The organism is Pseudomonas batumici (assembly GCF_036585405.1).
In the GTDB taxonomy this organism is placed as follows: Bacteria; Pseudomonadota; Gammaproteobacteria; order Pseudomonadales; family Pseudomonadaceae; genus Aquipseudomonas; species Aquipseudomonas batumici.
The window spans coordinates 3,471,344-3,493,162 of sequence record NZ_CP144470.1 but is presented as its reverse complement, the minus strand read 5'-3'; the positions used below and the strand labels follow the sequence as shown (position 1 = coordinate 3,493,162).

Annotated in this window: 22 protein-coding genes, 1 tRNA gene and 1 pseudogene; 8 read left to right on the top strand and 16 right to left on the bottom strand. The window is 63.1% G+C overall.

Annotation, left to right across the window (positions count from 1 at the left end; translation table 11 throughout):
- Positions 1-212: 212 nt before the first annotated feature.
- The 5 genes from NUH87_RS15720 to NUH87_RS15700 form a co-directional block, all read right to left on the bottom strand.
- Entirely contained in the window at positions 213-1,424 is a 1,212-nt protein-coding gene (locus NUH87_RS15720) for a methyltransferase (protein WP_338521468.1), read from the bottom strand.
- A gap of 190 nt (positions 1,425-1,614) precedes the next feature.
- The gene (locus NUH87_RS15715; protein ID WP_338521466.1) at positions 1,615-2,304 is read right to left on the bottom strand and encodes an ABC transporter permease; all 690 of its coding nucleotides are present in this window, start codon (positions 2,302-2,304) and stop codon (positions 1,615-1,617) included.
- Entirely contained in the window at positions 2,304-2,996 is a 693-nt protein-coding gene (locus tag NUH87_RS15710) for an ABC transporter permease subunit (RefSeq protein WP_338521464.1), read from the bottom strand. The genes NUH87_RS15715 and NUH87_RS15710 overlap by 1 nt, the downstream gene beginning before the upstream one ends.
- Positions 2,997-3,062: 66 nt before the next feature.
- On the bottom strand, positions 3,063-3,818 hold the full coding sequence (locus NUH87_RS15705; protein ID WP_338521462.1) for an ABC transporter substrate-binding protein: 756 nt from the start codon (positions 3,816-3,818) through the stop codon (positions 3,063-3,065).
- A gap of 13 nt (positions 3,819-3,831) precedes the next feature.
- Positions 3,832-4,605, bottom strand: a complete 774-nt coding sequence (locus NUH87_RS15700) for an ABC transporter ATP-binding protein (protein WP_040063480.1) — start codon at positions 4,603-4,605, stop codon at positions 3,832-3,834.
- 527 nt (positions 4,606-5,132) lie between these two features.
- Here NUH87_RS15700 and gabP point away from each other — a divergent pair.
- Complete coding sequence (gene gabP / locus NUH87_RS15695; RefSeq protein WP_338521459.1) at positions 5,133-6,524, top strand: GABA permease; 1,392 nt, start codon at positions 5,133-5,135, stop codon at positions 6,522-6,524.
- Between the two features lie 13 nt (positions 6,525-6,537).
- Here gabP and NUH87_RS15690 read toward each other — a convergent pair whose 3' ends face one another.
- Both NUH87_RS15690 and NUH87_RS15685 read right to left on the bottom strand, forming a co-directional pair.
- Entirely contained in the window at positions 6,538-6,945 is a 408-nt protein-coding gene (locus NUH87_RS15690; protein ID WP_338521457.1) for a hypothetical protein, read from the bottom strand.
- Positions 6,946-6,959: 14 nt separating this feature from the next.
- A complete protein-coding gene (locus NUH87_RS15685; protein ID WP_338521455.1) occupies positions 6,960-7,934 on the bottom strand; it encodes an alpha/beta fold hydrolase in 975 nt (324 codons plus the stop codon).
- Between the two features lie 159 nt (positions 7,935-8,093).
- On the opposite strand from NUH87_RS15685, the gene NUH87_RS15680 reads away from it, so the two are divergent.
- Complete coding sequence (locus tag NUH87_RS15680) at positions 8,094-9,560, top strand: PLP-dependent aminotransferase family protein (RefSeq protein WP_338521454.1); 1,467 nt, start codon at positions 8,094-8,096, stop codon at positions 9,558-9,560.
- 74 nt (positions 9,561-9,634) lie between these two features.
- Here the strand turns inward: NUH87_RS15680 and NUH87_RS15675 are convergent, their stop codons facing one another.
- The 8 genes and pseudogenes from NUH87_RS15675 to NUH87_RS15640 form a co-directional block, all read right to left on the bottom strand.
- On the bottom strand, positions 9,635-10,336 hold the full coding sequence (locus tag NUH87_RS15675; RefSeq protein ID WP_338521452.1) for a class I SAM-dependent methyltransferase: 702 nt from the start codon (positions 10,334-10,336) through the stop codon (positions 9,635-9,637).
- 127 nt (positions 10,337-10,463) lie between these two features.
- Entirely contained in the window at positions 10,464-11,363 is a 900-nt protein-coding gene (locus NUH87_RS15670; protein WP_338521450.1) for a DMT family transporter, read from the bottom strand.
- A 161-nt stretch (positions 11,364-11,524) separates the two neighbouring features.
- A pseudogene (locus tag NUH87_RS15665) lies at positions 11,525-12,355 on the bottom strand (AMP-binding protein); the annotation flags it as partial.
- 311 nt (positions 12,356-12,666) lie between these two features.
- Positions 12,667-12,742 (bottom strand) — tRNA-Phe (locus NUH87_RS15660).
- 103 nt (positions 12,743-12,845) lie between these two features.
- Positions 12,846-13,118: an oxidative damage protection protein gene (locus NUH87_RS15655; RefSeq protein WP_040063486.1), complete on the bottom strand. Its 273-nt coding sequence runs from the start codon at positions 13,116-13,118 to the stop codon at positions 12,846-12,848.
- Positions 13,115-14,182: an A/G-specific adenine glycosylase gene (gene mutY / locus NUH87_RS15650; RefSeq protein WP_338521447.1), complete on the bottom strand. Its 1,068-nt coding sequence runs from the start codon at positions 14,180-14,182 to the stop codon at positions 13,115-13,117. Before mutY ends, NUH87_RS15655 begins: the two co-directional genes overlap by 4 nt.
- Positions 14,179-16,401 (bottom strand): AsmA family protein, encoded by a 2,223-nt coding sequence (locus tag NUH87_RS15645; protein ID WP_338521445.1) that lies wholly within the window; start codon positions 16,399-16,401, stop codon positions 14,179-14,181. The genes mutY and NUH87_RS15645 overlap by 4 nt, the downstream gene beginning before the upstream one ends.
- 83 nt (positions 16,402-16,484) lie before the next feature.
- A complete protein-coding gene (locus NUH87_RS15640; protein WP_338521443.1) occupies positions 16,485-16,883 on the bottom strand; it encodes an acetyl-CoA sensor PanZ family protein in 399 nt (132 codons plus the stop codon).
- Positions 16,884-17,156: 273 nt separating this feature from the next.
- Between NUH87_RS15640 and hisB the strand changes: the two genes are divergently transcribed.
- The 6 genes from hisB to NUH87_RS15610 all read left to right on the top strand — a co-directional run bounded on the left by hisB (position 17,157) and on the right by NUH87_RS15610 (position 21,034).
- Complete coding sequence (gene hisB, locus NUH87_RS15635) at positions 17,157-17,750, top strand: imidazoleglycerol-phosphate dehydratase HisB (protein WP_040063491.1); 594 nt, start codon at positions 17,157-17,159, stop codon at positions 17,748-17,750.
- Positions 17,750-18,388: an imidazole glycerol phosphate synthase subunit HisH gene (gene hisH / locus NUH87_RS15630; RefSeq protein WP_040063492.1), complete on the top strand. Its 639-nt coding sequence runs from the start codon at positions 17,750-17,752 to the stop codon at positions 18,386-18,388. Before hisB ends, hisH begins: the two co-directional genes overlap by 1 nt.
- The gene (locus NUH87_RS15625) at positions 18,389-18,646 is read left to right on the top strand and encodes a DUF2164 domain-containing protein (RefSeq protein ID WP_338521440.1); all 258 of its coding nucleotides are present in this window, start codon (positions 18,389-18,391) and stop codon (positions 18,644-18,646) included. It abuts the gene before it with no gap.
- Between the two features lie 41 nt (positions 18,647-18,687).
- Entirely contained in the window at positions 18,688-19,425 is a 738-nt protein-coding gene (gene hisA / locus NUH87_RS15620; RefSeq protein WP_038605771.1) for a 1-(5-phosphoribosyl)-5-[(5-phosphoribosylamino)methylideneamino]imidazole-4-carboxamide isomerase, read from the top strand.
- 9 nt (positions 19,426-19,434) lie between these two features.
- Positions 19,435-20,205 carry an imidazole glycerol phosphate synthase subunit HisF gene (gene hisF, locus NUH87_RS15615; RefSeq protein ID WP_040063494.1) on the top strand — a complete coding sequence of 257 codons (771 nt, stop codon included), beginning with the start codon at positions 19,435-19,437 and terminating at the stop codon, positions 20,203-20,205.
- Between the two features lie 73 nt (positions 20,206-20,278).
- Complete coding sequence (locus tag NUH87_RS15610; RefSeq protein ID WP_338521436.1) at positions 20,279-21,034, top strand: ABC transporter substrate-binding protein; 756 nt, start codon at positions 20,279-20,281, stop codon at positions 21,032-21,034.
- Here the strand turns inward: NUH87_RS15610 and NUH87_RS15605 are convergent.
- Positions 21,015-21,818 carry a divergent polysaccharide deacetylase family protein gene (locus tag NUH87_RS15605; protein ID WP_338521434.1) on the bottom strand — a complete coding sequence of 268 codons (804 nt, stop codon included), beginning with the start codon at positions 21,816-21,818 and terminating at the stop codon, positions 21,015-21,017. The genes NUH87_RS15610 and NUH87_RS15605 overlap by 20 nt on opposite strands.
- Position 21,819 lies beyond the last annotated feature (1 nt).

Sequence of the window (21,819 nt, the reverse complement as noted above, 5' to 3'; positions counted from 1 at the left end):
GCTTATGCACAACGAATTGGTCGATGAAACAAATAATCAGCTAATTTGTGGAGCGGTTCTCATTTGTTCGCAACTCGCTGTTTTTCAGGTGTTTTTATTGGATGAGTGAAAAGTGACCAGTCGCGCTTTTGCTCGGCAGAGGCCGTTTTCAGCGGTTGTCGGCTAAAAGCATCAACAGAGTTATCCACAGGCTGTGGGATGTCATGTGACCGTTAGTCGCGCTCTGCCAGCAGCATCAGGTTGCGTGGGGTCACTGGGCTTTCGCAGAACTGGCCGAGGCGAACGCCGTAACCCTGTTCTTCGAGAAACAGCGCGCGGTCGAGCACCAGCCAGAGTTCCAGCGGGCGGCGGAACAGCCCACGGACCAGTTCCAGGTTGCGCACCTGTGCCAGGCGTTGCCAGCCCGCGGCCTCCAGTTCTGCCCAATTCTGCTCGCCCACTGTGGATAACGCCTTGAGCGCGGCCAGGTCGCGGCAGTAGTCGGCGAAGGGCTTGTCGAGCCAGGCGCTGGGCAGCGAGGGCGTGGGCAGGTAGTCGTCGGTTTGCCGCAGACGGCGTTGCAGCAGGTCGAACGCCAGGCGGCGGGCCATGGAGCTGTTGCGCTGGCGACGCACCCGGGCGCCGGCGGTGACGGTTTCGCTCAGGGGCAGGGCGAGGTCGTCCAGTGATAGAGGCAGGGCCGAGGCTTTGGCGGCGGTGGACAGAGGCTGGTAGTCGGCAGTGCTGATGCGGTTGTAGCAGCAGGGGGCAATCGCCAGTTGCCGGCAGCCGGCGCCGCTGGCGAGTTGTATCAGGCGCACGTGCAGGTCGCCGCAGGCGTGGAGGGCCACCGGGGTGTGGTCGGCGCTCAGGCGGGCGGCGGCATCAACGGCCAGGACATCTTGTTGGAGGTGGGTGACCGGTAGGCGATGGTGCTGGCTGAGCTGCTGGCCGCTGGCGATCAGGGCCGGGTCGTATTCCAGGCAGGTCAGGTGTTGGCCGGGTTGCAGCAGGCGGCGGCCGAGATGGCCTTTGCCGGAGCACCAGTCGAGCCAGTGGGTGGGCGATTGGGCGAAGTCGAGGCGGGCGGCGAAGGCTTCGATCTGTTGCCATTTTCGCCCGGGGACGTCGACGTTCAGACGCTGATGGGCAGGGGGCAGGGCGCCGTCGGGGAGTGTTCCGATTGCGGCCAGCGCCGCGGACTCGGCAGCCAGCGCGGGAAAGGGCGCGGGGGCGGCGAGGTGCTCCGGGTGGTTGTGGCTGGCTTCGGCGTCGTCGAGGCTGCGTTGGCGTAGCCAGGTGGCGAGTTCCGGATGTTGGGTTTCCCATGGCAGGCGCAGGTGGGTGAAGGGGCGCGGGCGCCAGAGGTGCTGGTGCGCCGACAGGAATGCGTCCAGGGCCTTGAAGCGGGTTTGGAGGGCGGGGCCTTGGAGGATTGCAGGCATTTGGGGTTCCGAGTTGGCGTCTTCGCGGATGAACGCCAATGTAAAGCAGCCATGGAACCTGTGGGAGCCGGCTTGCTGGCGATGACGGTGGTGAATGTTACACCGCAATCGCCAGCAAGCCGGCTCCTACAAGGGACCGCGTTCAGTCTGTTGGTCCGCAGGGGATTTTAAGTCCTCTGCGCAAACACGTTTAGCGCCCCTGACAGGCATCCACCCGCATCCAGCGCTCCAACTGCTTGAACGCCTGCACCAGCAGGAACGAGATCACCAGGTAGAACACCCCGGCGGTGAAGAACATATCCACCGTCAGGTAGTTGCGCGCAATGATGGTCCGGGTCATGCCGGTCAGTTCCAGCAGGGTCACGGTACTCGCCAGCGAGCTGGCCTTGAGCATCAGGATCACTTCGTTGCTGTAGGCCGGCAGGCCGATCCGCGCCGCGCGGGGCAGGACGATGTAGAACAGCGCCTTGGCCCGCGACATGCCCAGGGCCCGGGCCGCTTCGATCTCGCCCGGCGGGATGGCCTGGATCGCGCCTCGCAGGATTTCGGCGATGTACGCGGTGGTGTGCAAGGTCATGGTGGCCGTCGCACACCAGAACGGATCGCGCAGGTAAGGCCACATGAAGCTGTCGCGAATCACGTCGAATTGCGCCAGGCCGTAATACACCAGGAACAACTGGACCAGCAGCGGCGTACCCCGGAAAAAGAAGATATAGCCATAGGGCAGCGCCCGCACATACCAGAGCTTCGAAGCCCGGGCGATGCCCAGCGGCACGGCCAGGAGCAAGCCCAGCACCACGGCAATGCCCACCAGTTCCAGGGTCAGGACCGCGCCCTGGTAGAACTTCGGCAGCCATTTGAAGATGACTTCCCATTCCATTATGTGGTCCTCACAAAACCGCGAGCGGCGCGTTTTTCCAGGAAATGCATGCCGGTCATGGCCAGGATGGTCAGGCCCAGGTACATGAAGGCCGCCACCAGGTAGAAGGTGAACGGCAGCTTGCTGAACAGCACGGCGTTCTGCGCCTGGCGCATGATTTCTTCCAGGCTGATGACCGAGACCAGAGCGGTGTCCTTCATCAGGATCATGAACAGGTTGCCCAGCCCCGGCAGGGCGATGCGCCACATCTGCGGCATGATCAGCCGGCTGAAGATCCGCACCTTGGACATGCCCAGTGCGACCCCCGCTTCCCGGTGACCCTTGGGAATCGCCAGGATCGCGCCGCGAAACACTTCCGTGGCGTAGGCGCCAAAGCACAGGCCCAGGGCAATCACCCCGGCGGCGAATGGGTTCAAGGCCAGCTCGGGATTACCGAAAGCCTCGCCCAGGGCGCTCATCAGGTTGACGGTGCCGTAGTACATCAGCAGCACCCAGAGCAGTTCCGGTACGCCACGGACCAGGGTCGAATAGGTGCTCCCCAGCCATTGCAGCGGTTTGTACGGTGAAGTCTTGGTCAAGGCGCCGAGCAGCCCGAGCACCAGTCCCAGACACAGGGCGCAGAGCGCAAGCTTGACGGTCATCAGCGCGCCGGCGGCGAGCGCCGGGCCGAATCCATAGAGGTCGATATTCATGGGCAGAGGCAGGCTTTACCAGGGACAGCCGGCACCTGGCGTCGAGGTGCCGGCCATCGGGGCAGGTCAGAGGATGCTGAACGGGAAGTACTTGTCGTTGATCTTCTTGTAAGTACCGTCGGCGATGATTTCCTTCAGCGCGGCGTTCAGCTTCTCACGCAGTTCGTTGTCTTTCTTGCGCACGGCGATCCCGATCTTGTCGCTTTCTTCCACCGGGTCGCCCTTGAACTCGTAAGGCTTGCCGGCGTCGCTCTTCAGCCATTCGTAGTTGACGTACTTGTCCGCCAGGATGGCATCCAGGCGCCCAGCCTGCAGGTCGAGGTAGGCGTTTTCCTGGGTGTCGTAGAGCTTGATGGTGACGTCGTCGCCCAGGTGGTCTTCCAGCCAGCTGCCGGCCAAGGTCGAGCGCTGCGCGCCGATGATCTTGCCCTTGAGCGAGGCCTTGTCGGTCTTGAACTCGGTGTCTTTCTTCGCCGCGATGAATTGCAGCTTGTTGGAGTAGTACGGGTCGGTGAAGTCGACGGCCTGCTTGCGTTCCTCGGTGATCGACATCGAGGAGATCAGGAAGTCGAACTTCTTGGTCTGCAGGGCCGGAATGATCCCGTCCCAGTCGGACGTCACGACGGTGCATTCGACCTTCATCTTGGCGCACAGGGCGTCGCCGATGTCCTTGTCGAAGCCCACGACCTGGCCGCTGGCATCCTTGTTGTTGAACGGAGGGTAGGCGGCCTCGATGCCCATTTTCAGGGTTTCGGCGAAGGCACTGGCGCTGAAGGCCATGGAGACGGCAGCGGCCAGGAGGAATTTCTTGCAGGTCTGCATACGTGTAGCTCCGTTAGCGGTTGCTGGACATGAATTGTTTGCAGCGCGCCGACAGCGGGTTCTCGAACACCTGCTGCGGGGTCCCTTGTTCTTCCACCAGGCCCTGGTGCAGGAACACCACTTCACTGGACACCTGGCGGGCAAAGCCCATTTCATGGGTGACCAGCAGCATGGTGCGGCCCTCTTCGGCCAGGGCGCGGATCACGTTGAGGACTTCCTGGACCATTTCCGGGTCGAGGGCCGAGGTCGGCTCGTCGAACAGGATGACCTTGGGCTGCATGGCCAGGGTGCGGGCGATGGCCGCGCGCTGTTGCTGGCCGCCGGACAACTGGGACGGGTAGGCGTGGCGCTTGTCGGCGATACCGACCTTGGCCAGCAGGGCCTCGGCCACTTCGATGGCCTCGGCCTTGCTCTGGCCGAGCACCCGGCGCGGGGCCTCGATGATGTTGTCGAGGATGCTCATGTGCGGCCAGAGGTTGAAGTTCTGGAATACGAAGCCGATTTCGCTGCGCAGGCGGTTGATCTGCTTGCCGTCTGCGGCCACCAGCTCGCCGTTCTTCGCGGCCTTGAGCTTGAGTTCTTCGCCGTTGACCAGGATCTGGCCCTGGTTCGGGTTCTCCAGCAGGTTGATGCAGCGCAGGAAGGTGGACTTGCCGGAACCGGAGGAACCCAGGATCGAGATCACATCACCGTCGCGGGCGGTCAGCGAGATGCCTTTCAGGACCTCGAGCTCGCCGTAACGTTTGTGCAGGTTGCGGATTTCCAGCGCGGGCGTGGCCTCAGCCATGTGCGGTCCTCATGGTGTTCTGTCGTGCTCCTGCTAGCGGCGGCCTTCCTGGCGAGCGCCAAGCTAGCATAGGGAAAAGCCGGTACAGGGCGGATGGGTGACAGGTTGTCGCATCGGCACAGCAGTCTGTCGCCCCGCCAACAACCGAACACCCGTTTGATCCGTATGCCTGACCAGGCAGTCGCTTGAAAAAAGGCGCGATGGTGCCAGCTTTGGCCAGGGGTGGGAAGGGTAAACCCGCTAAGTGGGCATAGGCTCGCCCTGAAATGGGGCGTTACGTTATTTTTTGAGTGTTTCTGGTGCGACAAGTGGGTCGAAATCTGGGTGTCTCGGTAACGACTTGGCAAATAGCCATTAATCTCAAAGGGTTACGATTTCGCGCTGCGCAGGCTTCCAGGCCGCGGAAACCGGGGTTGTGTAACATTTTGGCGCAATTATTGCGTAAAAAATAAAATACGCCCCCGTTGGATTCCTTCGACAAGGTTTCCGATGTGTAGGGCGCGCTCTTCACTGCAAAGGTAGTCTCAATGAGCAGTACGCATACTTCCAACAATCTGGAGCAAGGGCTCAAGCCGCGGCATGTGACCATGCTGTCCATTGCCGGGGTGATCGGGGCCGGGCTGTTCGTCGGTTCCGGACACGCGATCGCCGAAGCCGGCCCCGCCGTACTGATGGCCTACGCCGCAGCCGGGACCCTGGTGGTACTGGTGATGCGCATGCTGGCCGAAATGGCCGTGGCCTCGCCGGACACCGGTTCGTTCTCGACCTACGCCGACCGTGCCATCGGGCACTGGGCCGGTTTCACCATCGGCTGGCTGTACTGGTGGTTCTGGGTGCTGGTGGTCCCGCTGGAGGCCAACGCCGCCGCGACCATCCTGCATGCCTGGTTCCCCAATGTGGCGATCTGGGCCTTTACCCTGATCATTACCTTGTTGCTGACCGCGACCAACCTGTTCAGCGTGAAGAACTACGGCGAGTTCGAGTTCTGGTTCGCGCTGATCAAGGTGATCGCGATCATCGGCTTTATCGTGCTGGGTGTGCTGGCGATCTTCGGCCTGCTGCCGACCAGCCAGGTCAGCGGTGTGTCGCATCTGGTGGACACCGTGGGCTTCATGCCTCACGGCCTGGGCGCGGTGCTGGCGGCCATGCTGACAACCATGTTCTCGTTCATGGGCACGGAAATCGTCACCATCGCCGCCGCCGAATCGAAAGATCCGGGCAAGCAGATCTCCAAGGCCACCAACTCGGTGATCTGGCGGATCGGCTTGTTCTACCTGGTGTCGATCTTTATCGTGGTGGCGCTGGTGCCGTGGAATGATCCGAGCCTGGCGGCAGTCGGTTCCTACCAGACCGTGCTCGATCGCATGGGCATTCCCAATGCCAAGCTGATCGTTGACCTGGTGGTGCTGGTGGCGGTGACCAGTTGCCTGAACTCGGCGCTGTATACCGCCTCGCGGATGCTCTTCTCCCTCGGCAAGCGCGGCGATGCGCCGGCGGTGGCCAAGCGCACCAATGCCAGCGGCACGCCTTACTGGGCGGTGATGATGTCGACGGCGGCGGCCTTCCTGGCGGTGTTCGCCAACTACTTCGCGCCGGCAGCGGTGTTCGAGTTCCTGTTGGCCAGCTCCGGTGCCATTGCGCTGCTGGTGTACCTGGTGATTGCAGTGTCGCAACTGCGCATGCGTCGTCAGCGCATGGCCAAGGGCGAGAAGATCGACTTCAAGATGTGGCTGTTCCCGGGGCTGACCTGGGCGGTGATCGTGTTCATCGTCGCGGTGTTGACCGTGATGCTGTGCCAGGAAGCCCATCGCGTCGAGATCCTCGCCACGGGCCTGCTCAGTGTGCTGGTGGTGGCCGCCGGTTTGCTGGTGGCGCGCCGTCGGCGGCTCGAGAAGGCTGGGCGGGTGGTGTTGAACTGACCCGCCGTGGCGGCTAGCCGGCGGCTTTCTGCAGCGCCTGCGACGCCGCCACATAGTCGGCCTGAAAGGACGGGCTTTCGATCCAGGCCAGGGCCGCCTCCTCGGTGGCCTCGGTGGACCACTGACGGTACTCGATCAGTGCCGAGAGGATGAAGTCCGTCGCCCCTTCCTCGCCTTCCTGTTCCAGTACCAGCTCCAGCAGCGGGTCCTCCAGGAACACGCCGCACATGGCCTGCTGGCTGCTGTGCTCGGCGTCGCGCATTCTCTTGAACAGGTCGGTCAGGTCGACCGCGGTGAAGTCGATGCGGTCGTCGTCCACCGGCAGCGACTCGGCCGGCTCGCTGGCGCGCCGGGTCCGGTTCTGCTTGGCCTTGGCTTTCGCCCGTTGCGCGCGTTTGTCTTGCTTGTTCTGGGATGCCATGGACTCGGGTGCTTTCACAAAGAGGTAAGCGAGGAATTATCCCCGTGAACCGCCACAATGCCAATCTTCCCCGGTGTTCCGGCCATCAGCTCGCCCTTCTGCAGCCAGTTCAGCGCAATCGGCCAGAGCTTTTCCTGGTACTGGCTACGGAAGAAGGCGAAATGCCCTACCTCTGACTCATCGATATCTTCAGGTGCAAGGCGCAGGTGAGTACGAGCGCTGGCGCTGAAGTACGCCAGCAGCCGTTCGATGGCGGCGACCGTGCCGAACGGATCGTCGGTCAGGCTGACGGCGAGGATCTGCGCCTTGACCCGGGAAAACGGCAGCGCCGCCAGCTTGCGTCCGCTGGGGCGTTTTTCGTAGCGCGCGGTCGGCGTGCTCCAGTCGCGCACCACGCCAGCAGGGGTGTCCTCCAGCCAGCCGAGGCGCTTGCCGGGGAAATAGCCGTAGAGGCTGGTCAGCAGCGGCATGATCAGGTGCCACTTGCCGAACATCTTCCAGCGGGTGGCGGGCGCATAGTCGCGCCAGTAGGCGAATTGCGCGCCGACGGTGACCACGCGGCGGATCAACTGGCCCGAAGCCGCCAGCCCGACCGCGCAGCCACCGAAGCTGTGGGCGACGACATCGATGGGCTGGCCGGGATAGTCGCGTGCGGCCCGTTGCAGCATGGCTTCGAAATCCAGCGCGCCCCAGTCGGTCCAGGAGGCGTTGAGCCCGCGCAGCGTGGCCGGACGCGATTCGCCGATGCCGCGATAGTCGTAGGTGATGACGTCCAGGCCATGGTCGAAGAGGTAGTCGGCAAAGCGCGAGTAATGGCGGCAGCGCACCGAGGTGGCGGCGTTGATGATCACTACGGCGCGCGTGCGGCCTGTGTCAGCGTGGCGCCAGGCGAACCCGCCCAGCGCGAATCCGTCGGCGGCTCGCTCAATGAAGGGCTCGGCGCGGGTGGCCGTGGGCGAGAGGCATGGCTGGCTGCTGATCGAACTCATTGGACGGCTCTCCTGGCATTGAATATGTCTGGTCCTTGAACGTTATGGGTGCCCCGATACAGCGCTTGCAGCTGGGCAAATTGATCGCAGATACTGCCGCTGCCATCGGTGCACGAGACACTCACCTTCGGGTAGCAGCTGTTTCAACAAGGGAATGCCATGTTCCAGATAGACCGCAACAGCAAGACGCTGCTGGTCGACCAGATCAGAAACGCGATCATTGCCCGCATTGAATCCTTTCAGTGGGTCCAGGGAGGGCGGCTCCCTTCTGTCCGTGCGTTGGCCAGGCAACTGGGTGTCAGTATCTTCACGGTGAGCAGCGCCTATGAAGACCTGGTGGCGCAACACATCATCGAGTCGCGACCGGGTGCGGGCTATTTCATCCTGGCCTGCAGCTCGGTCGGTCCGCTCAAGGACACCGACACCCTGGCGCCGCCTTCCGGCGAACACTCGGGGTTTCTCTTCCGCGCGCTGGACCCGGCGCAATTCGATATTCCAGTCAGTTCAGGCTACCTGCCACCGGCCTGGCTGGCCGACGCGGTCCCGGCTTCCGTAACCGGGCGGCTGATTCGTAACACACTTTCCTGCGGCACTCCAGCGCCCGCCGCCGGTAGCCAGGATTTGCGCGCGGTGATTGCGCGCAAGTTGCGAGAAGTCCATATCGACGCTTCCAGCAGCCAGATCGTGGTCACCATGGGCGCGACCCATGGGTTTGCGCTGTTGCGCAATATTCTCTTGAGCCCCGGGGACTACCTGCTGGTCGAGGACCCCAGCTACCTTTTGCTGCAACTGAAGCTGATCAAGGATCGCGACTTCAAGATCATCACTGTCCCACGGCTGGATGACGGTCCGGACCTGGCGGCGATGGAAGCGATGCTGATCAAGTATCGACCGAAACTGTTCCTGACCCAGACCCTGGTCCATAACCCCATCGGCGGTAGTACGTCGCCGGCGAAGGGCTTCAAGCTGCTGTCGCTGTCCCGCCAATATGATTTTCATATCATCGAGGATGATACGTTCGGCGCGCTGGCGTCCCGGCAGACGCTGCGGCTCGCCAGTCTGGATGGCCTCGACCGGACGTTCTATATCAGCAGTTTCAGCAAGGTGCTGAGCCCGGCGCTGCGCCTGGGTTATGTGGCGGCCCCGCCGGCCTTTGTCGAGCGGCTGGTCGAACAGAAAATGTACAACTTGCTGTGCGGTTCGGCGATAGACGAAACCATCGTCACCTACACGCTGGAGTCCGGTCGTTACCAGCGTCACCTGGACGCGCTGGGCCAGCGGGTCATGCAGGAGCGCTCAAGGGCGCGGGAATGGCTGGGGGCTGCCGGCGTGGTGTTTGACGAGCACGGCGCGGATGGCCTGTTTCTCTGGGGACGCCTACCCGAGCATGTGAATATCCCGAACCTGGTGGAGCAGGCCCATCAGGCGGGCATATTGCTGGCGCCAGGTTCCCTGTTCAGCAATACCGGCGAGTATGACCAGTACATCCGCTTCAATGTCGGCCACTGCAATCATCCCGGGTTCAAGCGCTTTCTCCGGGCGCATCTCGGGCTTGCCCACTTCCGAGTCGTTGAGGGTCAGTCTGATGTTATCGACCCAGTTGAGCGACCTGCGGTCACGGTGTGAGCCATACAGCGGGCTCGGCATAAAGGGGTTTCAGTGCAGATCCCATGGTTTTCGTCGGCATGGATAACGCCCACTCACTTTTTTTCGGCCTTGAACCGCAGGCAGGTGCAGTCCAGCGTCCATTGGCCGTCACTGCCCAGAAAATCGGCAGCCAGCTCGTCGGTCACTTCATTTAAAAAACCATCCTGCAATTCGGCGGGCAGCAGGGCCAGGTAGCGGCCACCGAACCGCTGTAGCCATTGGGCAATCGAGCAATCAAGGGGCATCGGGCGTTCGAACCAATGAATGGCACTCACGTGGAAGCCTACGTTTTCCAGTACCCGCTGATAGGCCCCGGCCGTAGGCAGATAAAGCTGATCGGCGACTTCAAAGTCGAGGGATCTGCGCGCCAGTGAATCGCGCAGCGTGCGCCGGAGGATTTTCTGGTGCCCGGCCCCGGCGAGTTCGCCGACAAACCGTCCCCCCGGTTTCAGGGCTTCGTAGATCCCGATGGCTACCTGGTCCGAGCGCCGCATCCAGTGCAAGGCGTCATAGCTCAGTATCGCGTCGAACTCCTGGTAGAAGTACAGCTGCTCGGCGTTGCCGAGGTGTACCTCCAGCCCTCTGGCCCGGGCTGCCGAAACCAGGCTGGGGTCGCTGTCGAACCCCACCACCTTGCATCCGCAGCGCTGGAGTTGCTCGCTCAGGTAGCCATTGCCACTGCCGATATCCAGGAGCAGCTCCCCGGCCTTGGGGGCCAGCAGTTCGAAGACGGCCCTGGCGGGGTGGTTGCTCAAACAGATGTCACCGCCATCCTGCAACGCCCCCCTTTGCTGTGACTCACCGCTCGGACAAAAAGATGTCGAAGAAGTCATGTTTGAGATTCCATTCAGGGAGGCGGTGGCACGGCCGCCGGACAGGGGCTCAGGTGCGTTTGGATAACCAGACCAAGACAATGACGATAGCGCAGACCAATGGGGTCAGCCAGTTCCAGGATTCGCCCATCAACCAGATCGAGAAGCCGAAGGTAAAGAACGGTTGCAGCAACTGCAGCTGGCTGATCCGCTGGATGCCACCCAGCGCGAGCGCACGGTTCCAGGAGAAGAAGCCCAGCAGCGAGTTGATCAGCGCCAGGAACAGCAGGGCGGCGACGCCGGTGCCCGGCAGCTGGGCGAGGGTGCGGCTGTCGTAGAGCCACAGGCTGGCCGGCAGCAGCACCGGCAGGCTGATGACCAGTGTCCAGCACATCACTTGCCAGCCCGGCAGTTCCTTGGACAGCGCGCCGCCCTGGGCATAGCCGAAGCCGGCCAGCGCGACGGCACCGAGCAGGGCCAGGTCGCCCAGGTAGATGTCCGAGACATTCGACTTGAACACCGTGTAGGACATGACCACCAGGAAGCCCAGGCAGGAGATCGCCCAGAACGCCTTGGACGGGCGCGTGCCGGTGATCAGGGTGCCGAAGATCGCCGTGGCGAGCGGCAAGGCGGCCAGGACCACGCCGCCGTGGCTGACGGGCACATATTGCATGCCCAGCGCGGTGAGGATCGGGAAGCCGTAGACGATCCCGGTGGAGGTCAGCAGCATGCGCTTGATCTGCGAACGGGTGGGCCGCTTGGCGCGGCCAATCAGCAAGAAGGGAATCGCGGCAAAGGCTGCGATCACCGAGCGGAAGATCCCGACCTGGACGGCGCTCAGGTCGCCTGCGAGCATTTTGGCCGCGGGCAGGGTCATGGCAAAGGCCGCTACCGAGATCAGGCCCAGGAAGTAGGCTTGCAGGTCTTGACTCTTGGTCTCTGGAAAACTGGCTGTGTTGGTTTGCGTCATGCTGACGATTCCTTCTGGTGACGGGAGGCATCCGGGGGGTGGCCAGATACCCGTGAAAATGTGCTTCAGGGGGTGGCGGTGTCATTGGCGCTGGCCTTCAACCACAGGCGCAGTTCCGTCTTGAGGAGATCGCCGTAGCTGTTCCTGAACAGCCTGCTGTGCAGCTCCGTCGGGTACACGGGAGCGTCCCCATAGATGATGGTCTTGATACCTTCACCGTCATGGCCCTGCTGGCGGGCCTGCTCGACCATGCCGGTGAACATGGCGGGGGCGACGAACAGCGTGATAGTGCCGAAACCGCTGGCCAGCCCGAACAGCTCGTCGGGGTTGAAGTCGCGCGATTCGGGGACGACATGGCGCGCGGCCCGGCGCACATGGATCAGGTTGTAGAGCCCGGCACAGTGAGACATCGGCGCCGCGTACACCGCCGCATCATCGACGCCGATCGGATCGATGTCGTGCGACATGGCCGTCAGGTTGCCGTGGCTCAGCATCACCCCTTGGGAGCGACCCGTGCTATCGGAGGTGTAGAACAGCCAGGCCAGGTCGTCGGCAAGGCGCGGGCAAGGCGTGTCCGGCGGCGAAGTGATCGACGCGAGTGCTCCCATGTCCTCTCGGTCCAGTTCTCGACAGGCCTGGGGCAGGGCCCCTGGCGCGAACACCTGGCCGCCATCGGTGAAAATCAGCCGGGCTTGCGCGTTGTCGACGATCCAGGCGGCCTCGACGGCGTGCAGCTTGCAGTTGATCGGAACCGCCACGGCGCCGGCCCACCAGATGGCGTAGAGCAGCTCGAGGTATTCACAACAGTTCTTCATGAACAGCGCGACCCGATCGCCGGGGGCAATGCCGTGCTCGTCGATCAGGTAGGCGGCCCGGTGCCGGACCAAGGCGACAAAGGCCCCATAGTTGGCAACTTGCCGCTGCCCCTCGAACAGGGCCGGACGCTCCGGGTAGCGAAGGCCGGCTTCGTCCAGCCAGTTGGCGATATTCATGCTCTGCTCCTGCGTGCCGGAAGGGCAGGTGCAGACTAATCAGCCGGATGGGGTAGGTACCGGTACGGTTGGGAGCGAGCGCAACGAACTGTATGGTTTGCCGACCATGACAGTTGTCGGGCTGGCTTTCAGGAGGCGATTGCGCAAAGCAAGGGAGACCAGATGAGCGGGCCGGGGCGGGGGCGGGTGAGGAGATCTGCCGCAGCGAAGATGACGAAAGAAGGGGGATAAAAATTCGGGCAACAAAAAACCCGCACTAGGCGGGTTTTTTGGGCGTTCAGATGATTTTGACACCACCTGAAACTGAAGAGTGGTGCCCAGAGACGGAATCGAACCGCCGACACGGGGATTTTCAATCCCCTGCTCTACCGACTGAGCTATCTGGGCAACGGGGCGCATTAAACGGGTTTTTCGAGGGGTCGTCAAGCACGATTTCAAAAAAAATTTAATTATTACCGTCGCTTACGACCCAAAGCTGTTCCAGCCGTGATTATTCGGCCGGTGGAACGTAGCCTTCGGCCTTGGCGTATTCCTCGCCGGAAAAGAACTTGTCCATCTCGCCCTGGATGTATTTGCGGTCTTCGCTGTTCATCATGTTCAGGCGTTTTTCGTTGATCAGCAGGGTCTGGTGCTTCAACCAGTCGCCCCAGGCTTTCTGCGAAACATGTTCGAAAATGTCCTGGCCCTTGGCACCCGGGTACGGAGGGCGATCGAGGCCTGGCAGTTCTTCGTGGTACTTGCGGCACATTACGGTGCGGGTCATGACGACTCTCCTGCATTCAAAACGTCGGCTGCCCGTTTGAGCAGCTTTTTCACCGGGGCGGCAAGGCCCAGGCGCGGCGGGGTGGCGAGGTTATACCAGAGCCAGTCGGCCTCGGCCACGTGATGGGCATTCGCCTCGACCTGCACCAGCCACGGTTCGATGGCCAGCTGGAAGTGGCTGAAGGTGTGGGTCAGGTTCGGCAGCGCCTGCTGCCGGCCCAGTTCCAGCGAATGCTGAAACGCCAGGTGCGGCAGGTCGTCGAGGTCATCCAGTTCCGGCAGGCTCCACAAGCCGCCCCAGAGGCCGCTGGAGGGGCGACGGTAAAGCAGGATGGCGCCGTCGCGGTTGGCGAGCAGCGGCATCAGGGTGCGCTTTTGCGGCACGCTCTTGCGTGGCTTGGGAATCGGGTAGCGGGTTTCCAGGCCGAGCACGTGCGCTTCGCAGCCGGTTTTCAGCGGGCAGAGCAGGCAACTGGGCTTGCTGCGGGTGCACAAGGTGGCGCCCAGGTCCATCATCGCCTGGGTGTAGTGGTTCACCCGGGCATGGGGGGTGAAGCGCTCGGCGTTGGCCCAGAGCTGCTTGGCCACTTTCGGTTCGCCCGGGTAGCCCTCCTGGGCCGTGTAGCGCGCCAGCACGCGCTTGACGTTGCCGTCGAGGATCGCCGCGCGCAGGCCCATGCTGATACTGGCGATGGCGCCGGCGGTGGACAGGCCGATGCCCGGCAGCTCGGTGAGCTTCTCGACATCGCGGGGGAATTCGCCGCCATGCTCGGCGACGATGATCTTCGCGGTCTTCTGCAGGTTGCGCGCCCGGGTGTAGTAGCCCAGGCCGGTCCACAGGTGCAGCACTTCGTCTTCCGGCGCGGCGGCCAGGGCCTCGACCGTCGGCAGCGAGGCCATGAAGCGGTCGAAGTAGTTCAGCACGGTGCTGACCTGGGTCTGCTGCAACATGATCTCCGATACCCACACCCGATACGGCGTGATGCCCTGTTGCCAGGGCAGGTCGTGGCGGCCATGGCGGTCGTACCAATCCAGCACGGCGCTGGAAAACTGCTCGGCTCTCATCGTTTGAACAGCCCCTTGAGTGCGTCTTTGAGTTCGGGACTGACCTTGTCGCCGAGCTTCTCTTCAAGTTTGTCGCTCAGCTTGTTGCCGGCCAGGTGCGAGGCCACCTGGCCGAGGCGGTCCTTGTCGATACGACAGGCCTTGGCGCCCAGTTCCAGCGGGCCACGGCAGCGCAGCGGCCATTCGATCCCGGCGAAGCGTTCGTTGACCTGGCAGGCCGGGTCCGGCATGTCGCTCTTGTCGCCTTCGACGACGATGCCGATGCGATAGTCCATGCCCAGCACGCGCAGGTCGATATCGCCGTTGCCATTGACGCTCAGGCCCGGGATACGGACTTTCAGGTCCGGGTTGCTGGCCACGCCGTTGTGCAGGCTCAGGCTGCCCTTGAGCTCCTGGAACGGGGTGTCCTTGCCGCGCGGTTCGCTGCTCAGGGTCTTGCGGTTGAGGGTGGCGATGCCGGTGCACAGTTGCTGTTCGAGGTTGGCATTGAGCAGCACGCCGTCGTTGAGGGCGAAGCTGGCGCTGCCGTTGAGGCTGTCGACCAGGGCCTTCTGGCTGTTGCCGGTGCTGGTGACGTCGCTGCCGAGGGTCAGCGCGCCCTTGACCGGCGGCTTCTGTCCCTGGGCTTGCAGGATGCGTTCGACCGGCACCCGGTTCAGCCGCGTTTGCAGGCTCAGGTGCGGTACGTCAGGGCGCACGTCGAGGCTGCCCTTGGCGCTGAAGCTGCCGCTGTAGAGCTCGCCGCGCAGCTCGCCCAGGGTCAGCACGCCACCCTGGCCGGTGACCTTGAGGGCGGCGTTGTCGATCGGCAGCTTCTTCAGGGTCAGCTGGTTGAAGCCGAGCTCGGCGTCCACGTCCAGGCTGCGCAGGCGTTCGATGGGCAGCAGCTTGTCGTTGCTCCAGGCGCCGCGGGTCGGCGATTCCGGCAGTGGCGAGTTACTGGCGATGGCGTTGGCTTCGCTGCTCAGCACTTCGGCCTGGCGGACTTTCGAGGCGCTGTCGGCGTCGGCCGATTTCGCCGGCAGGTAGCGATCGGCGTCGAAGGTGTCGCCCTTGAGTTGAACGCGCAGGGATTGCTTGGCGAAGTCCTCGACGGCGACGCGGCCGCTGAAGTTGCTGTCGTCGAGTTTCAGGTTGAGGTCGTCCAGCGCCAGGCTGGTGGGCGTGCCGGTGAGGCGGGTCACCAGCTCGACCTTGCTCAGGCTGCCGTCGGCCACGGACGGCAGGGGCTGGCCGATGCTGTCGAGGAACTTCATCAGGTCCAGTTGGGCAATCGACAGCATGCCGTTGAGTTGCGGGGTCTTGTTCAGGTCGTTGACCTTCAGTTCGCCGAGGGCGCGCAACTGGTTGGCCGACAATTTCAGGCCGGTCCACTCGGCGACGTTCGCCGCCATGTCCACCAGCAACTGGCCCTGGGCGGAGAAGGTCAGCGACTTGCCTTGCAGCGGATCGCCCGACAGTTCGCCCGAGAAGCGCATGTCTTCGAACTGGTAGCGCTTGAGCGCGCGGTCGAAGCGCAGGTTGCCGTTGAGTTCGGTGCGGGCGCGCAGGACCGGCTGGTTGGTGCCGAAGAAGGCGGTGAATTTGACCGGGATTTCCTTGCCGTCATGCACCGCGCCGGTGCTCAGCTGGATGCTTTCCGAAGTGATCTGGCGACCGGTCTTTTCATCGTTGAATTCGATCCGGGCGTTGTTGACGGTCAGGCTGTCGATGTCCAGGCGGATCGGCTGCGATGGCTTTTCCTCCTCGGCGGCACTGGTCGGCTCGGCGCGCTTGTCGGTCTGCGCGGTCACGCTGGCGGGCACCGCGCTAGGGGCTGGGTGGCCGATGTCCTGCCAGTTGCCGTGGCCGTCCTTGTCGCGGTTGAGCCGCAGGTTCAGGCCTTCGACGCGGACATCGCTCATCTGCACTTCGCGACGCAGCAGCGGCAGTACGCGCACGGACAGGCCGAGCATCTGCAGGTCGGCAAACGGCTGGGTCGGGGTGGTCAGGGTCGCCACGCTGGCATCGTGCAGTTCCAGGCCCAGCCAGGGGAAAAGGCTCCAGCCGATGTCGCCATTGAGGGTCAGCTCAATGTGGGCCTTGTCGCGGGCTATCTGGCGAATCTCGTCCTTGTAGTCGTTGGGATTGAACAGGTGGGTCAGGGCGAAGCCTGCTGCCACGATGATCAGCAACAACCCGAGAAGCCCCAGACCCAGGATTTTGCCGAATGCTTTCATGGGCGAGTCCTTGCAGTCAGTGGAATTTGAATTTAGCCCGCGAGTATAGCGTCACGGGGCTGGCGGCAGGGCGCAGATACTCCCTAGAGCGGGTCCAGGGCAATCCGCAGCTTGGCCGCCAGCGCCTGGGCCTCGAGATGCCCGGCGGGCGCCTGGAGGCGCAGTTCCGCTCCTGACAGTCTGGCCATTCGTGAGGCTTCTGCCACCAGTCGTTCGGCTACCCCACGGCGTCTGGTGACTTTTCTGACGCAAAGTTGGGATAAAAGCCAGAAGTCCGTGCGCCGTTCCAGGCGCGCCGCGCCCAGCAGGCGGTCATTGAAGCGTCCGGCGATCAGGCTGCCGTCGGCCAGGGCGGTTTCGATCAACTGCTGGCCGTCGGCTTGCGGCGCGAAGAGCCAGGGCGGGGCGTCCTGGTAGATCTTCTGCAGGTCCTGCTGGTCCTGGTAGGTGGCTTCGGTGAGGGACTCGACAACGATGGGCATAAATTCCTCAAATGTCCGGTGTAGGAGCGAGCTTGCTCGCGATGATGTTACAGGCACCGCGGGGCATCAGGTGCCCTGCGTTATCGTTGACGTCCATCTCGAGCAATCGAGCATCGACCTGCTGCTCCTGCAGGAGGGGTGGTTGTACTGACAGGTATAGCCCCGACACCCCCGGATTCAGCCCGTCCGGGAGTTCACCTTGTGTGTTTCTGTTTGCCGTCCGCGCCCCTATAATGATTGCCTTTTTCGCCCAATGATTTTGCGGAGCTGGTGATGGCCGAACGTAAGGCGTCCGTCGAGCGCGACACTCTGGAAACCCAGATCAAAGCCTCGATCAACCTGGATGGCACCGGAAAGGCCCGATTCGATATCGGTGTGCCTTTTCTTGAACACATGCTCGACCAGATCGCCCGTCACGGGTTGATCGACCTGGATATCGAGTGCAAGGGCGACCTGCATATCGACGATCACCACACCGTGGAAGACGTCGGTATCACCGTCGGCCAGGCCTTCGCCAAGGCCATCGGCGACAAGAAAGGCATCCGTCGCTACGGCCACGCCTATGTGCCGCTGGACGAAGCGCTGTCGCGGGTGGTCATCGACTTCTCCGGCCGTCCCGGCCTGCAGATGCACGTGCCCTACACCCGTGCCACCGTGGGCGGCTTCGACGTCGACCTGTTCCAGGAGTTCTTCCAGGGCTTCGTCAACCACGCGCTCGTCAGCCTGCACATCGACAACCTGCGTGGCAGCAACACCCACCACCAGATCGAAACCGTGTTCAAGGCCTTCGGTCGCGCCCTGCGCATGGCCGTCGAGCTCGATGAGCGCATGGCCGGGCAAATGCCATCGACCAAGGGCGTGCTCTGATGCAGACGGTTGCGGTTATCGACTACGGCATGGGCAACCTGCACTCGGTGGCCAAGGCCCTCGAACACGTGGGTGCCGGCAAGGTGCTGATCACCAGCGATGCCACCGTGATTCGCGAAGCCGACCGGGTGGTGTTCCCCGGCGTCGGCGCGATTCGCGACTGCATGGCCGAGATTCGGCGGCTGGGCTTCGATGCGCTGGCGCGTGAAGTGAGCCAGGATCGCCCCTTCCTCGGCATCTGCGTCGGTATGCAAGCCTTGCTCGACCGTAGCGAAGAGAATGGCGGCGTCGACTGCATCGGTCTGTTTCCCGGCCAGGTGAAGCTGTTCGCCAAGGACCAGCACGAGGACGGCGAGCACCTGAAAGTCCCGCACATGGGCTGGAACGAAGTGAAGCAGGCGGTGGATCACCCCCTGTGGCACAACATTCCGGACCTGGCGCGTTTCTACTTCGTGCACAGCTACTACATCGCCGCCGGCAACCCGCGGCAGGTGGTGGGCAGCGGCCACTACGGCGTCGACTTCGCCGCGGCGCTGGCCGAGGGCTCGCGTTTCGCCGTGCAGTTCCACCCGGAGAAAAGCCATACCCACGGCCTGCAATTGCTGCAGAACTTCGCCGCCTGGGACGGGCGCTGGTAAATGGCCGTCAAACAGAAGCCGCCGATCCTGACCCTCACTCCCGAACAGGAGAGCGAGGCCAATCACAAGATCAAGCGCTTCATGGAGGATCGCTTCGAACTGAACCTGGGTTCGTTCGAAGCGGCTGAAATCCTCGACCTGTTTACCCGTGAAATTGCTCCACACTATTACAACAGGGCGATTTTCGATGTGCAGACGCACCTTAAAGAAAGGTTCGAGAGCATCGAAAGCGACTTGTGGGCGCTCGAGAAAAACTGATTTCCGAGTGAAGCTGAAAAAACGACTCTAAGGTTTGCCAGATGCTGATTATCCCCGCTATCGATCTCAAGGACGGTGCCTGCGTCCGTCTGCGTCAGGGCCGCATGGAAGATTCCACGGTGTTCTCCGATGATCCGGTGAGCATGGCTGCCAAGTGGGTGGAGGGCGGCTGCCGTCGTCTGCATCTGGTCGACCTGAACGGCGCCTTCGAAGGCCAGCCGGTCAACGGTGAGGTGGTCACCGCCATCGCCAAGCGTTATCCGAACCTGCCGATCCAGATCGGCGGCGGCATCCGTTCGCTGGAGACCATCGAGCACTACGTGAAAGCCGGCGTGAGCTACGTGATCATCGGTACCAAGGCGGTCAAGGAACCCGAGTTCGTCGCCGAGGCCTGCCGTGCGTTCCCCGGCAAGGTGATTGTCGGCCTGGACGCCAAGGACGGTTTCGTCGCCACCGACGGCTGGGCCGAAGTCAGCTCGGTGCAGGTGATCGACCTGGCCAAGCGCTTCGAAGCCGACGGCGTGTCCGCCATCGTCTACACCGATATCGCCAAGGACGGGATGATGCAGGGCTGCAACGTGCCCTTCACCGCCGCCCTGGCCGCGGCGACGAAGATCCCGGTGATCGCTTCCGGCGGCATCCACAACCTGGGCGACATCAAGGCCCTGCTGGACGCCAAGGCGCCGGGGATCATCGGTGCCATCACCGGTCGCGCGATCTACGAAGGCACCCTCGATGTCGCCGAGGCGCAAGCCTTCTGCGATTCGTACAAAGGCTGAGGACTCACCATGGCGCTGGCCAAACGCATCATCCCTTGCCTGGACGTCGACAACGGTCGCGTGGTCAAGGGCGTCAAGTTCGAGAACATCCGCGATGCCGGTGATCCGGTGGAAATCGCCCGGCGCTACGACGAGCAGGGCGCGGACGAGATCACCTTTCTCGACATTACCGCCAGCGTCGACGGCCGTGACACCACGCTGCACACCGTCGAGCGCATGGCCAGCCAGGTGTTCATCCCGCTGACGGTCGGCGGCGGCGTGCGCACCGTGCAGGACATCCGCAACCTGCTCAATGCCGGCGCCGACAAGGTCTCGATCAATACGGCAGCGGTGTTCAACCCCGAGTTCGTCGGCGAAGCGGCCGAGCATTTCGGTTCGCAGTGCATAGTCGTCGCCATCGATGCGAAGAAGGTCTCGCTGCCGGGTGAAACCCCGCGCTGGGAGATTTTCACCCACGGCGGCCGCAAGCCTACCGGGCTCGACGCGGTGGAGTGGGCGAAGAAGATGGAAGGCCTGGGCGCCGGTGAGATCCTGCTCACCAGCATGGACCAGGACGGCATGAAAAACGGCTTCGACCTCGGCGTGACCCGCGCCATCAGCGATGCCCTGGGCATCCCGGTGATCGCCTCGGGTGGCGTCGGCAATCTCCAGCACCTGGCCGACGGGATTCTTGAAGGCCACGCCAGCGCGGTGCTGGCGGCGAGCATCTTCCACTTCGGCGAATACACGGTGCCGGAAGCCAAGGCCTACATGGCTCAACGCGGCATCGTGGTCCGCTAGGCAGTACAGTCCACTGGACAGCATGGCGAGCCCGGGTCACGCTTGGGCACGCCATGGATTTCGGTAGTACAGCATGTTCAAACCTCTTCTACTCGCTTTCGCTGGCGGCTTGCTGCTGTTGGCGGAGGCTGCCCGTGCGGCGGACACTGCCGACACTTCTCTGGTCCTGCTGACGGAAAACTTCCCGCCGTACAACATGGCGAAGAACGGCAAGAACTTCGCCCAGGACGAGAATATCGAAGGCATTGCCGTCGATATCGTGCGGGAAACTTTCAAGCGTGCCGGTATTTCCTACAGTCTGACCCTGCGATTCCCCTGGGAGCGTATCTACAAGCTCGCCCTGGAGAAGCCCGGTTACGGGGTGTTCGTCATGGCGCGCCTGCCGGATCGCGAGACGCTGTTCAAATGGGTGGGGCCGATCGGGCCGGACGATTGGGTCATGCTCGCCAGGGCTGATAGCCAGCTTGTCCTGAAGGCTTTGCAGCAGGCTCGCAAGTACAAGATCGGGGCCTATAAGGGCGATGCCATTGCTGAAACCCTGGCCAAGCAGGGGCTGGCCCCGGTGCTGGTGCTGCGCGACCAGGACAATGCGAAGAAGCTGGTGGCGGGGCAGATCGACCTGTGGGCCACCGGCGACCCGGCGGGACGCTTCCTAGCGCGTCAGGAAGGGGTGACCGGGCTCAAGACCGTGCTGCGTTTCAACAGCACCGAGTTGTATCTGGCGCTGAACAAGGAGGTGCCGGACGAGGTGGTGGCCCGATTGCAGGCGGCGCTGGACCAGTTGCGCAAGGAAGGCAAGGTCGACGAGATCATGGCGCGCTACCTGTAGGAGCCTGACGGTAAACACCGTCCTTGCCATGCCCGGCCGCGGCCTGGTTGCCGCGCAGGGCGATCATCGACTTGATATCGATCCAGTCGATGCCCTGTTCCTTGAGCTTGGGCAGTTCGCGTTCCAGCACGGCCAGCGTCTGCGGGTAGGGATGGCCGATGACCACCGCGCTGCCTTGCTTGCGCGCCAGCTTGATCGCGGCGTCCAGCTGGGCCGCAATGGCCGGCTCGGTGCGTTCATTGTCCAGGAACACATCCCGCGACACGCTCGCCAGGCCGATCTTCTGCGCTTCGGACGCGGCGACGGTCCTGGCACTGGTACGACTGTCGACGAAAAACTTGTTGCGCCGCTGCAACTCGCCCATCAACCAGGCCATGGCCAGCGGTTCGGCGGTCATGCGGCTGCCTTCATGATTGTTGATGCCGCTGGTATAGGGCACGACCTTGAAGGCGGCCGCCAGGCGCTTTTCCAATTCGTCCAGGGGCAGTTCGGGATGCCAGGCGAAGGGGCCCGTGGCCGGGTCCATGGGCATGTGCAGCATGATGATCTTGCCGGCGGCATGGGCCTCGCGGGCGAGTTCGGCGGCGTGCGGGGTGTCCGGCATGATCGACGGGGTGATCGGTCCGGGCAGGGCCAGCACGCGACGATCCCGGGGCAGGTTCTGCCCCAGGTCATCGATGATCAGTGTGAGGTAGGCCTTGGGCGGCGTCGGCGTGTCGACCGGCGTTGCCTGGGCAACGCCGATCAGGCAGGCGAACAGGGCGCACAACGGCCAGCGCAACATC

Bases quoted from the DNA above. Each gene is read 5' to 3' on its own strand.
- NUH87_RS15720 (WP_338521468.1), bottom strand. From the start codon at position 1,424: ATGCCTGCAATCCTCCAAGGCCCCGCCCTCCAAACCCGCTTCAAGGCC.
- NUH87_RS15715 (WP_338521466.1), bottom strand. From the start codon at position 2,304: ATGGAATGGGAAGTCATCTTCAAATGGCTGCCGAAGTTCTACCAGGGC.
- NUH87_RS15710 (WP_338521464.1), bottom strand. From the start codon at position 2,996: ATGAATATCGACCTCTATGGATTCGGCCCGGCGCTCGCCGCCGGCGCG.
- NUH87_RS15705 (WP_338521462.1), bottom strand. From the start codon at position 3,818: ATGCAGACCTGCAAGAAATTCCTCCTGGCCGCTGCCGTCTCCATGGCC.
- NUH87_RS15700 (WP_040063480.1), bottom strand. From the start codon at position 4,605: ATGGCTGAGGCCACGCCCGCGCTGGAAATCCGCAACCTGCACAAACGT.
- gabP (WP_338521459.1), top strand. From the start codon at position 5,133: ATGAGCAGTACGCATACTTCCAACAATCTGGAGCAAGGGCTCAAGCCG.
- NUH87_RS15690 (WP_338521457.1), bottom strand. From the start codon at position 6,945: ATGGCATCCCAGAACAAGCAAGACAAACGCGCGCAACGGGCGAAAGCC.
- NUH87_RS15685 (WP_338521455.1), bottom strand. From the start codon at position 7,934: ATGAGTTCGATCAGCAGCCAGCCATGCCTCTCGCCCACGGCCACCCGC.
- NUH87_RS15680 (WP_338521454.1), top strand. From the start codon at position 8,094: ATGTTCCAGATAGACCGCAACAGCAAGACGCTGCTGGTCGACCAGATC.
- NUH87_RS15670 (WP_338521450.1), bottom strand. From the start codon at position 11,363: ATGACGCAAACCAACACAGCCAGTTTTCCAGAGACCAAGAGTCAAGAC.
- NUH87_RS15655 (WP_040063486.1), bottom strand. From the start codon at position 13,118: ATGACCCGCACCGTAATGTGCCGCAAGTACCACGAAGAACTGCCAGGC.
- mutY (WP_338521447.1), bottom strand. From the start codon at position 14,182: ATGAGAGCCGAGCAGTTTTCCAGCGCCGTGCTGGATTGGTACGACCGC.
- NUH87_RS15645 (WP_338521445.1), bottom strand. From the start codon at position 16,401: ATGAAAGCATTCGGCAAAATCCTGGGTCTGGGGCTTCTCGGGTTGTTG.
- NUH87_RS15640 (WP_338521443.1), bottom strand. From the start codon at position 16,883: ATGCCCATCGTTGTCGAGTCCCTCACCGAAGCCACCTACCAGGACCAG.
- hisB (WP_040063491.1), top strand. From the start codon at position 17,157: ATGGCCGAACGTAAGGCGTCCGTCGAGCGCGACACTCTGGAAACCCAG.
- hisH (WP_040063492.1), top strand. From the start codon at position 17,750: ATGCAGACGGTTGCGGTTATCGACTACGGCATGGGCAACCTGCACTCG.
- NUH87_RS15625 (WP_338521440.1), top strand. From the start codon at position 18,389: ATGGCCGTCAAACAGAAGCCGCCGATCCTGACCCTCACTCCCGAACAG.
- hisA (WP_038605771.1), top strand. From the start codon at position 18,688: ATGCTGATTATCCCCGCTATCGATCTCAAGGACGGTGCCTGCGTCCGT.
- hisF (WP_040063494.1), top strand. From the start codon at position 19,435: ATGGCGCTGGCCAAACGCATCATCCCTTGCCTGGACGTCGACAACGGT.
- NUH87_RS15610 (WP_338521436.1), top strand. From the start codon at position 20,279: ATGTTCAAACCTCTTCTACTCGCTTTCGCTGGCGGCTTGCTGCTGTTG.
- NUH87_RS15605 (WP_338521434.1), bottom strand. From the start codon at position 21,818: ATGTTGCGCTGGCCGTTGTGCGCCCTGTTCGCCTGCCTGATCGGCGTT.